This window comes from Mitsuaria sp. GD03876 (assembly GCF_029840635.1).
GTDB lineage: Bacteria > Pseudomonadota > Gammaproteobacteria > Burkholderiales > Burkholderiaceae_C > Roseateles.
Window position 1 is genome coordinate 111,576 of record NZ_JAOCCU010000019.1, and the last position, 11,310, is coordinate 122,885.

An 11,310-nucleotide genomic window follows, 5' to 3' on the forward strand; every position below is an offset into this window, starting at 1 on the left:
AGTGCAGGTGAAGCAAAACTGGACCGCCGCTGAGTTGGCCGTCTCATGGACGTTGTTGCCACAGGAGCTGACCGCGGTGCGAGCCAAGAGCACGCGCTGGCGCCTGGGATTCGCCCTGCAATGGAAGTTCTTCGAGCTGGAACATCGCTTTCCGGAAGAACGAGCCGAGTTGCCGGATGCCGTGGTCTTGCATGTCGCCGCCCAGTTGGGTGCCCACCGGCGGCATTTTGACGACTACCTGCTCGACAGCCGCACTTCACGCGAGCACCGCAGCGAAATCCGCGTACTGTGCGGCGGCTGGCGTCCGGCCACGGTCGAAGACGGCGAAGCACTGATCCAATGGCTGCTCGACGAAGGCCTGGACAAGACGGCAGCCGCCGACCTCGAATCTGTCGCGCTGCAGTGGTTCCGTCAGCGTCGCATCGAGGCGCCGACCCCGGGGCGACTTGATCGACTATGCCGTAGCGCCGTCGCGCAACACGAGGAACGCTTTTTCACGTCCAGCGCCGCGCGACTGAGCGATCAGACCCGCCAGGCGATGGACCGATTGCTGGAGTCCTCGGCCGACACGGCCGCCAGCCCGGAGGAAGGCAAGGAGCCTGCCGTCGATTTCAATGCCCTGAAGGCCGACCCGGGCCGCGTCGGCCTCGAAAGCGTGCTCACCGAAGTGGCCAAGCTCAAGTGCATCGAGCGCCTGCAGCTACCGAAGGACCTGTTTCCGATCAAATCGTTGAAGACCGTGCAGGCGCTGCACCAGCGTGCGGCCACGGAGCCACCCAACGAGCTGCGTCAGCGGGTCGAATCGGTGCGCTACACACTGGTGGCCGCGTTTTGCTGGCAACGGCGCCGCGAGATCATCGACGGGCTGATCGAGCTTTTGCTGCAGATCGTCCACCGCATCGGCGTTCGCGCCGAAAGCAAAGTAGAGAAGGAGCTGCTGGCCGACTTCCGACAAGTGCGCGGCAAGACGGGCTTGCTGTTCCGGCTTGCCGAAGCCGCCGTCGATCAGCCGGAGGGCATCGTCAAAGACGTCGTGTTTCCGGTGGTCGGCGAGCAGACGTTGCGCGATCTGGTCAAGGAATTCAAGGCATCAGGCCCAGGCTATCGCAAGGTCGTGCACACCGTCATGCGTGCCTCGTACAGCAGCCACTACCGCCGGATGATGCCCGTCTTGCTCGACAGCGTGGTCTTTCGGTCGAACAACGAGCACCACGCGCCGGTGATCGACGCGTTGGACCTGCTCAAGGCCTACCGGACCAGCCGTGCCCAGCATTTTCCCGACCACGAATCGGTGCCGATCGAGGGTGTCGTGGCACCGAAATGGCGTGAGATCGTCGTTGACACCGACAAGCAAGGACGGCCCCGCGTCAATCGCATCAACTACGAGATCTGCGTCCTGCAGTCCTTGCGTGACGGCCTGCGATGCAAGGAGATCTGGGTCGAAGGTGCCGACCGCTTCCGCAACCCGGATGACGATCTGCCGCAGGACTTCGCCGAGAACATCGGGGGCTATTGCGACGCACTGGACCTGCCGCACGAGGCGGCGCCGTTCATCATGGACTTGCAGCAGGAAATGACGCAGGCGCTGCAAATGCTCAACGACGGCATGCCGAACAACGGCAAGGTGAAGTTCCTCGCCAAGGGTCCCCATCGGATCGTCCTGACGCCCCTGGATGAGCAGCCAGAGCCGAAGAACCTGGCCGCCCTGAAAGGCGAGATCCATGGACGATGGGGCACGATCACGCTGTTGGATGTCTTGAAGGAGACTGAACTTCGCTTGGGCCTTGCTCAGCATTTCGAAAGCGCCGGATCCCGCGAAGTGCTCGACCGGGACACATTGCAGCGAAGGCTACTGCTGTGCCTGCATGCGCTGGGCACCAACACCGGCCTGCGGCGGGTGCTCAACGACGATTCGAAGGACACCTACAAGGAATTGCTCTACACGCGCCGCCGCTATGTCCAGAAAGCCTTCCTGCGTAAGGCGATCGCCGAGGTGGTCAACGCCACATTCGCCGCGCGCCGCCCGGACATCTGGGGCGAAGGCACCACGGCTTGCGCCTCCGATTCCAAGAAGTTCGGCGCCTGGGACCAGAACCTCATGACCGAGTGGCACATCCGCTACGGTGGCCGCGGCGTGATGATCTACTGGCACGTGGAGACCCGCTCCGTGTGTATCTACTCTCAGCTCAAACGCTGCTCGTCGTCTGAGGTCGCGTCCATGATCGAAGGCGTGTTGCGCCATTGCACGGACATGGAGGTCCAGCGCAACTACGTCGACAGCCACGGCCAGAGCGAGGTGGCCTTCGCGTTCTGCCGGATGCTGGACTTCGAACTCATGCCTCGGCTCAAGGGGATCAATCGGCAGAAGCTGTACCTGCCGCACGCGGGGGATGCCGGGCAGTTCCCGTACCTCTCGGCGGTGCTCACGCGTCCCATCAACTGGGAGCTGATCGCGCAGCAGTACCTGGAGATCATCAAGTACACAACCGCGCTGCGCCAGGGCAATGCCGAGCCGGAGGCGATCCTGAGGCGCTTCACGAAGGAGAACTCTCAGCACCCGACCTACAAGGCGCTGATCGAGCTGGGCAAGGTCATCAAGACGATCTTCCTGTGCCGGTACCTGCATTCAGAGGAACTGCGCCGGGAGATCCACGAGGGACTGAACGTCGTCGAGAACTGGAACAGTGCCAACAGCTTCATCTTCTACGGCAAGGGCGGCGAGGTGGCGTCGAATCGGCTCGAAGACCAGGAGTTGTCGGTGCTGGCGCTGCACCTCGTGCAGTCTTGCCTGGTCTACGTGAACACGCTGATGATCCAGCGGGTCCTTGAAGAGCCGCGCTGGCTCAAGCGCATGAAGGCGGAGGATCGTCGCGGGCTGACGCCGCTCTTCTACCTGCACGTGAATCCGTACGGACGATTCGATCTCGACATGGCCCAGCGGCTCGATATCGGAGAGAGCGATGCTGTGCCTGCGTGACAGCCAGCTATCCTGGGGCCGACTGCGCGGCCTCCCGCCGCCAGGCGTGATCGCTTTTGAGCGTATCCGTTTGAATGGCTCCGACCCCAGGTTGACCAGATGAATGCCTCGCCGCGCCGATCACCCTTGGTCCCCCCGGAGATGCTGCGGCGGCGAGCCTCGCCGTTGGCCATGGTGGTCGCCACGCTGTGCGAAGAGGTACTGCGCGAATTGCGCCAGCCCGCGCGCAGCGCCGACGCAGATGCCCTGGGTCGAATGCTGAACCTCTCGGAGTGGGGAAGGTCCTTGGCGCAGGCCCTTGAAGGTGGCGAACTCGACGACCCGTTTGTCGGCCTCGAGCGCGTCCAGGAGGCGGCGCGGCACCTCGGGCCGAAGTACGTCGCTTTGCTTGACACGCTTCTCGCTGGGCCGGAAGGAAGAGATGCGCCCCCCGGCCCGCTGCCGCCCTTGAGACTCCATCGGGATCTTGTCGACACCCTACTCGACGCCGAAGCTCCGGCGCTGGCCCTCGGCGCAATCGAAGAGGGCGATGTGCGCGGCGGTATGTTCGCACTCTTGCTTGATGGCCAACTGCCGCCTTCAACCAGCGGATTCCGCCTGGGCATCGGCATGGCGTCCGTAGAGGGCCTTTCGGTGCTGCACTTGGTGTACGAGTTCTATGGATTTGCGCGCTACGAGTGCGTCCTGCGCCCGACGGCACCGATCGTCCGCCAGTGCCTGCGCCGAATGCTCGACGCAAGTGCGATACACATCCTGACCTTCAACCCGCAGGGCGCGGTCTCCGTCTTCAAGAGCGAAGGCGAAGAGTTCGAGTGTCTTGGACTGCGGCACCTCTGGCCGGCGATTGCTGCGGCGGAAACAAATGCGCGTGACTACGAGCGCGCTGCGGAAGCGTTTGCTCGGATGACGCTGAAGAGTACGGTGTTGCACTGGATCGCACGCGACGCGCGCCAGCGATTCGACCTCTCCACCGATTTCGTATCGCTACGACCGAAGCAGCGCTGAATTCGCCACCCTGCTGAGTTTTCCCGTGGAATCAATGGCTTGCGTTCAACATTGCCGTTGGTGACAGCTTCCCTGTCACTACCCCTCCATGCGACGTTCTCCGTGCCGGCCGGGAAGACCTTCACGGTGAGCGACATCAGGATCAACGGCGAACGGATCCTCTACGGCTCGCAGATCGCCGAGACGATCACGATGGCGCTGATGGCCACCGCCGTCGACAACGCCGGCGTCCAACAGGCACCGGTGGGACGCACCCAAGGGTCGACGTCGCCGAAGCCCTACGTGGCCGTGCTGCAGGCGTGGGACGTCTTCGAGGCCTACCGCCAACTGGAGATCAACGCCGCCAGGTCGCTGCTCTTCCTGCCGCGCCCGGCTTTCAACATCGAAGTCGGCGAGACCATCAGCAACGTGGCGCTGATGCTGAGCACCGGCCAGGCCCCCGCCGATGCCACCTTCACCGTCAGCGGGAGCGGCGTGACCATCGCCGTCAATGGCAGCCGACAGGTGCTCAACACCCGCTACCACGTGTTCCTGGTGACGATCACGGCGAGCTCGACCGCGGCCCTGGGAGACCGCACCGTGCTCGCGAACGTGCCCGGCCAGACGCCAACCACCGCCGGAGCCATCGGCCTGCTGGCGGTCACGCCGGCGAGCGTCCAGGACGTACCGCTGCAGCTGGATTCCAGCCGCGGCCGCTTCTGAGGAGGACGACGATGGTGCCGATCTCCTCCCTCGGCGCGGGCGCGCGCCGATGCCGGCGCGTCGCCGCGAGTCTGCTGCTCCTGCTGGCGGCCTCGACCGCGATGGCGACTCCCTGCGGGTCGACCTTCAACCCCCCGCCCGCGCTCAAGCCCGCGCTGCCGCCGATGAAGCCCTTCATCCCCAGCGACGCGGCCACGGACTGCGCGATGTGGCAGGCCTTCATCTATCTCAACTGGCCCGCGCTCAAGGGCACGCGCGGGCAACCCGATCCGAACGCGAGCTTCGGCGCGCCGGGCCCGACGGTCTGGGAGACCTTCAAGACCTTCGACGAGGTGTACCTGCCCGGCGGCAAGCCGCCGCCGCCCTGGACCGACACCGCGCTGGCGCGCTCGCGGCTGCTCGCGCGCGGCGTCGCGCTGCCCGCCGCCCGGGACCTGCCGACCCAGCGCCTGCTGCAAAGCACGCGCAAGGCGTTCCGGCGCCCGAACCCCGGGGAGCCGCAGTTCGACGAGATCCATCAGGTGGACAAGGGCGTGCTCTACGACCAGGCCAGCCGGCCGGTCTATTACGAGATGCTCATGAACAAGGTCAGCTTCGACTACGTCGTCGGCCACCGGCTCTACGACGCGGACCTCCAGTACGCCTATGCCAGCGCGACCGGCATCGTGCTGCCCGTCGGCGCCGTCGAGATCAAGGCGGCCTGGAAGGTGCTGACGCCGCAAGAGCTGGAGGCGCGGCCGTTGCGCTTCCACACGGTGCAGGCGCTGCTGCCTGGCAAGTCGATGCCGGCGACGATGGGCCTCGTCGGCCTGCATGTCTTCATGATGCCCTCGTTGAACTTCAGGCAGGGCTTCTGGGCCACCTTCCAGCAGGTGGACAACGCGCCCGTCTTGAATGGCCCGGTCGCGGGGGCCTATTCATTCTTCGATCCGGCCTGCGCCGCGTCCGCCTGTCCGCCGAACCAGCCCTCCAGCTCGCCCAAGCCCACGCAGGTGGTCCAGGTGGCGCCGTCCTCCGCGACGGCGAAGATCGTCAACGACTTCGTGAAGGAACTGGTCGTCAAGGGCAACGCCGACTCCCCTTGGCAGTTCTACCTGCTCATCGCCACGCAGTGGCCGACGTCGTCGACGCGTTTCGGGACACCCGGCCAGCCGAGCAATGAGCCGCCGGTGCCGAATGGAACGCCGAGCGTGTCGACGCTGGTCAACCCGACGCTCGAGACCTTCCTTCAGCGGCCGGGGGTCAGTTGCATCGGCTGCCATTCCGGCGCGGCCGCGGCGGGCGCCGGGTCCGGCCGGCCGGCGCTGCAGTCCAGCCTGAGCTTCCTGTTCGGCCATGCCAGCAGCGCGGCGAGCGCCGCGTCGTCGGCCAGTTCGGAGCGTCGACGCTGAGCCCGACGCGGTGGCAAACGCGAGCGCCGCGCCTGCCGGACGCCGGACCAGGACGAGGGCGGCGGCTCGCCCTCCCCTTGGCGTTCTCCCGTCGGCGTTCTCCCGTCAGCCGGCCTTCCCGGTCTTCCCGGCCGTCGCGAACAGCATCGCGTCCATCAGCTTCATGTAGCCCTTGAGCGTCTTCGGATCCGCCGCCTTCACCTCGGTGGTCGCCTCGATGTCGGGCCCCATGATCGACAGCGTGTTGGCCAGCGACACCATCGCGTAATAGAGCAGCACCGGCTCCCCCTTGGGCAGGTCGCCGGCCTTCTGCGCCGACTTGATCAGCGGCCTCACCAGCTCGAAATGCGGCCGCAGGAAATGCTGCGCCAGCCATTCCTGCCGGTCCTCGCTCTGGCTGCCCTCGCGCCGCTGCAGCATGAAGCGGTGCAGGTGCGGCTGCTCGATCGTGAACTGGAAGTAGGCGATGAATTCCTGGCGCAGCTGCTCGATCGCCGTCGCCGGCTTCGCTTGCTGCAACAAGGCTTCGCGTCCGCGCGCCAGCTCCGCGTACACCAGCGTCGCCACCGCCTGCCAGAGCACCTCCTTGGACAGGAAGTGATAGGTGATCAGCTGGTGCGTCAGCCCGCTCTGCTCCGCGATCGCGCGCATGCTGGCCGCCTCGTAGCCGCGTTCGGCGAATTCCTTCAGCGCGGTCCGCAGGATCGCCTGCTTGGTGTCGACCGAGCGCTGCTGCTCTCGCCGCCGGGTCGGGAGGGGATCCGAAGTGCTCATCCCGCCATCATGCCTTCGCCGTTCGCCGGTCTGTCCTGCAGAACGCGACCGCCGCCAATCGCCCGTGTTGCTCAACTTGGTGCAATGTTTCCGCGAGGTTTCGCGCGACCTCAAGAGCCAACGCAATTCGACACACATTAAAACTTGCCGGGTGGCAAATCCGACGCGGACACTCCGCGCCGCATGCCCCTTCCCCAGGGGACAAGCCGATCGCACCCCAAGGCACGGGAGGGAATTCACCATGGCATTCAAGAGACTCGGAATCACGATGGGCAGGGCATTCGTCCCTGCCCTGCTGGGCGGCGCGCTGCTGGCCGCGTGCGGCGGCGGCGGCAGCGGCCAAAGCGAGACCAGCGTCCAGATCGCGGCGCAGGACGGCAACGGCAGCGCGGACTCCGCCGCGCGCGCCAAGGCGCAGGCCGGCGACACCAGCAGCGAAACGGCGCTGACGCCGGTCGCGGCGACCGCCAGCTCGATGGAACGCGGCGACCTGAGCGCCGCCAAGGCCATCGACGGCGACGACGGCAGCCGCTGGGGCTCGGCCTTCGGCGACAACGAATGGTTGACGCTGGACTACGGCAGCAGCGTGGCCATCACCCGCGTGCGCATCAAGTGGGAGAACGCCCACGCCAAGCGCTACCTGCTGCAGACGTCCGAGGACAACAAGACCTGGACCACGATCAAGACCGTCGAGAACAGCGCCGGCGGCGTCGAGGACTTCACCGGCCTGGCCGGCCAGGGCCGCTACCTGCGCGTGCAGGGCGTGACGCGCTCGACGGGCTACGGCTACTCGATCTTCGAGATCCAGGCCTTCACCGGCACGCCGGTTCCGCCGGTCACGCCGACGGACCCGACCACGCCCACCAACCCGACGAACCCGACCGATCCGACGCAACCGCCGGTCGTCGTCCCGGGCGACACCAGCAAGCCGGGCGTGGCGATCAAGCCGGTCGCGGTGCTGGCGTCCAGCGTCGAGAACGGCGGCCTGGCCGCGGCCAACTCCATCGACGGCAACCTGGCCTCGCGCTGGGCGAGCAAGGCCGAGGACGGCGCCTGGATCCAGTACGACTTCGGCACCGCGCAGCCGCTGGGCTACCTGAAGCTGGTCTGGGAGAACGCCTACGGCAAGGCCTACGCGATCCAGGTCTCCAACGACGGCAAGGCCTGGACCCAGCTGCGCGAGCAGCGCAACGGCAAGGGCGGCACCGAGGAGTACTTCAACCTCGGCATCCAGACCCGCTTCGTGCGCATGCAGGGCATCACCCGCGCGACGAACTACGGCTACTCGCTGTTCGAGGTCGAGTTCAAGACCACCGGCAGCGACAACAGCATCCCGACCTCGACCACGACGCCCTTCCCCACGCCGGCCAACGGCAACGGCCTGGCCGCGCTGTTCCAGCCGCAATCGCCGATCGAGACGATCCAGTTCACGCTGCCCGACGGCACGCTGGTCACCCGCTTCGGCCAGCGCGGCGTGGGCCGCCACGGCCGCGAGCGCGGCGAGGACTGGAACGAGATCGGCTTCGGTCCCAACGAGACCGTCGACGCGATGGGCAACCCGGTGGACAAGGGCCCGGGCAACTACATGAACTTCGTGACGAACTACTTCAGGAACCGCACCTGGGGCGTCGAGTTCATCGACAACAGCCGCGTGGCCGGCGTCACCAAGCCGCGCCTGATCGTCAACCAGTACTTCCCGCAGGCGCAGCGCGGCGGCGGCCATTCCTTCTTCCGCCGCATCGACGATCCCAACGTCACCGGCTACGGCTGGATGTCGCCGGGCCAGTTGCTGGATCCGACGACCTACACCGACGGCTTCCGCGACCTGACCTCCTGCCCGGTCGTGCCCAAGCCGCCGCAGAACGGGCTGCTCAAGCCCACGACCGGCTTCAAGGGCGTGATCGGCGCCAATGACGGCTGCTCGGTGGTGCTGGACAACATGCCGGGCCACCAGGACCTGTCGCCCAACGCCAACGGCGTGCTGGTGCCCAACGGCGTCAACATCCCGTCGCGCGCGCTCAAGCTGGGCGAGGCGATCGAGTTCACGGGCTCTTTCTTCTCCAGCCGCGCCGCGATGGACGCGGTCGGGGACAAGGGCGACTTCCGCTACTACACGACCGAGGTCATCTACGTGATGGGCAGCGGGGTGCAGCCCTGGTACGGCGTGCAGCCGCGCCTGAACAGCACGCCGCTGCCGGAGTCGACCTGGTCGGGCGGTGTCGGGTCGGTCTCGTACAACTATTCGGACGAAGGCTTCCGGATGTTCCAGCAGCCGTTCAACAACATCGGCATGCAGAACCTGCAGCGTTTCGTCGAAGGCCGGCGCACGGTGCACAGCAGCTTCGTCACGGGCGCGCACGCCGAGGCGGGCAACGACCCGATGACGGCGATCCAGAACCTGGCGGGCCAGCGCTTCAGCGCCACGGCCTGCGTGCAGTGCCACGTCAACAACGGCCGCAGCCCGGCGCCGTTCGCGGTGGACCAGCGCGTGGACCGCATGTCCTTCCACGTCGGGACCCAGGGCGCCGACGGCGCGGTGCGTCCGGACCCCCGCTACGGCTCGGCGATCCAGATGAACGCGGTCTCCTCCAGCGGCGCGCCGCAGGACTGGGGCAACGGCGTGCGGGTGGTCGGTTTCGAGACCCGCAGCGTCACGCTGGCCGACGGCACGAAGGTCGAGCTGCGCAAGCCCAAGTTCGCCTTCGACGGTCCGGTGCCGCAACTGTGGTCGGCGCGGTCGGCGCAGCCGATGATCGGCGTGGGCCTGCTGGAGGCGGTGCCCGAGGCGGACATCCTGGCTCGCGTGCGCAACCAGCCCGACGTCGACGGCGTGCTGGGCAAGGCCAACTTCGTCTTCGATCCGGAGACGGGCGCGACGCGCCTGGGCCGTTTCGGCTGGAAGGCCTACAAGGTCAGCGTGCGTCACCAGGCGGCCGCGGCGCTGCTGAACGACATGTCGGTGACCTCGCCGGTGTTCCCGAACCGCAGCTGCGCGACGGACCCCGCGGGCTGCCGCAAGGCCCCGGCGCAGAAGGGCATCCAGGAAGCGGACCTGACGGCGCTGACGCAGTACATGCAGCTGCTGGCGGTGCCGGCGCAGCGCAGCCTGCCGAGCGGATTCCCGCGCGGCGTGGCGCCGACGGACGAGCACCGGGTCGATCCCCTGCAGGTGCAGGCGGGCCGGCGCGTCTTCGACGCGTTGCGCTGCGCGGCGTGCCACACGGCGGAGATGAAGACGGGCAAGAACCATCCGTTCGCGGAGCTGCGCGACCAGACGATCCGTCCCTTCACCGACCTGCTGCTGCACGACATGGGTCCGGCGCTGGCGGACAACCTGCCGGAAGGCCAAGCGCAGGGCGCGATGTGGCGGACCTCGCCGCTGTGGGGCATCGGCTACACGGACAAGGTCCAGGCGGGTGCGCCGGTGGGTTACCTGCATGACGGCCGGGCCCGCTCGCTGACCGAGGCGATCCTGTGGCACGGCGGCGAGGCGGAGAAGTCGCGTCAGCGCTTCGAGCAGCTGCCGAAGTCGGATCGGGACGCGCTGCTGGCGTGGTTGCGGTCGCTGTGAGGCACTGAAGAACGCGGGCGCTTCGGGCGCTCGCGCGAACGGCAAGGGGCCGTGGCGGATGCCACGGCCCCTTGTCCTTTAAAGGGGCCGCCAGGCAACGTTGATGCAATGTCGCTTGCCTAGCCTGCGGGGGTTGTTTCAACCCTCTCGATCATCACCATGACACGACCCCACCGATTCCCGCGCGCGCCCTGGCTGTTGGCGCTCGCGGGTGGTCTCGCGACGACGACGCACGCGGAGGATTTCAACGCGGTCGACCGGATCAGCCTGGCCGCCGGCGTCTATCACGTGCGGCCCACCGTCAGCGCCCGAGGCGCGACGCCGGATGGCGCCAGCAGCATCTCGTCCTTCTCCGGCCAGGACGCCAACCTGCCGCGCCTGACGCTGGACTTCCGGCTCTTCGAGAGCCAGGGGTTCTCCTTCGACTACTACCGCTACCAGCGCACCGACGGCTTCAGCGCCTTCGACACCGATAGCCAGCTGTCGACGAGGCTGGAGTTCGGCAAGGCCGCCTACAAATGGTGGCTCGGTTCCGGCGACGTGGCCTTCAGCGTGGGCGCCGGCGCCAGCTACTACAAGGCCAGCACGCGCACGCGCGCCGTGGTCACCGGCGCGGACGGCAGCCGGACCTCGCTGGACGTGAAGGGCAGCGGCGGCCAGCTCGCGCCTTTCGGCGAGGTCGGGCTGCGGTACGCCTTCGGCCCGGACCTGCGGCTGTTCGCCGATGCGTCGGGCGCGTGGAAGAGCTCCGGCGGCCGCCGCGTCAGCATCTACAACACCACCGTGGGCGTCGAGTGGTTCCCGCTGCGCAACGTCGGCGTGGTCGCCTCCTACAACCTGAGCGACTTCAAGCTGAAGAACCATGACGACATCAACAGCTTCCTCAACCT

Annotated in this window: 7 protein-coding genes; 6 read left to right on the plus strand and 1 reads right to left on the minus strand. The window is 67.0% G+C overall.

Translation table 11 applies throughout. The features are described 5' to 3' along the window. Positions 1-7 precede the first annotated feature (7 nt). The 4 genes from N5D62_RS14050 to N5D62_RS14065 all read left to right on the plus strand — a co-directional run bounded on the left by N5D62_RS14050 (position 8) and on the right by N5D62_RS14065 (position 6,075). On the plus strand, positions 8-2,977 hold the full coding sequence (locus N5D62_RS14050; RefSeq protein WP_279758460.1) for a Tn3 family transposase: 2,970 nt from the start codon (positions 8-10) through the stop codon (positions 2,975-2,977). A 99-nt stretch (positions 2,978-3,076) separates the two neighbouring features. Next, positions 3,077-3,982 (plus strand): hypothetical protein, encoded by a 906-nt coding sequence (locus N5D62_RS14055; protein WP_279758453.1) that lies wholly within the window; start codon positions 3,077-3,079, stop codon positions 3,980-3,982. Between the two features lie 126 nt (positions 3,983-4,108). Then, positions 4,109-4,684 (plus strand): hypothetical protein, encoded by a 576-nt coding sequence (locus tag N5D62_RS14060; protein ID WP_279758454.1) that lies wholly within the window; start codon positions 4,109-4,111, stop codon positions 4,682-4,684. 11 nt (positions 4,685-4,695) lie between these two features. Then, entirely contained in the window at positions 4,696-6,075 is a 1,380-nt protein-coding gene (locus N5D62_RS14065; RefSeq protein WP_279758455.1) for a hypothetical protein, read from the plus strand. A 105-nt stretch (positions 6,076-6,180) separates the two neighbouring features. Here N5D62_RS14065 and N5D62_RS14070 read toward each other — a convergent pair whose 3' ends face one another. Beyond that, positions 6,181-6,849, minus strand: a complete 669-nt coding sequence (locus N5D62_RS14070) for a TetR/AcrR family transcriptional regulator (RefSeq protein ID WP_279758456.1) — start codon at positions 6,847-6,849, stop codon at positions 6,181-6,183. 241 nt (positions 6,850-7,090) lie between these two features. On the opposite strand from N5D62_RS14070, the gene N5D62_RS14075 reads away from it, so the two are divergent. Both N5D62_RS14075 and N5D62_RS14080 read left to right on the plus strand, forming a co-directional pair. Continuing rightward, a complete protein-coding gene (locus N5D62_RS14075; protein WP_279758457.1) occupies positions 7,091-10,420 on the plus strand; it encodes a di-heme oxidoredictase family protein in 3,330 nt (1,109 codons plus the stop codon). 159 nt (positions 10,421-10,579) lie between these two features. Further along, positions 10,580-11,310, plus strand: a 731-nt coding sequence (locus tag N5D62_RS14080; RefSeq protein ID WP_279758458.1) for a hypothetical protein, incomplete at its 3' end; no start/stop codon positions are given.

Coding starts and splice junctions, on each gene's coding strand:
- N5D62_RS14055 (WP_279758453.1), top strand. CDS start 3,077: ATGAATGCCTCGCCGCGCCGATCACCCTTGGTCCCCCCGGAGATGCTG.
- N5D62_RS14065 (WP_279758455.1), top strand. CDS start 4,696: ATGGTGCCGATCTCCTCCCTCGGCGCGGGCGCGCGCCGATGCCGGCGC.
- N5D62_RS14070 (WP_279758456.1), bottom strand. CDS start 6,849: ATGAGCACTTCGGATCCCCTCCCGACCCGGCGGCGAGAGCAGCAGCGC.
- N5D62_RS14075 (WP_279758457.1), top strand. CDS start 7,091: ATGGCATTCAAGAGACTCGGAATCACGATGGGCAGGGCATTCGTCCCT.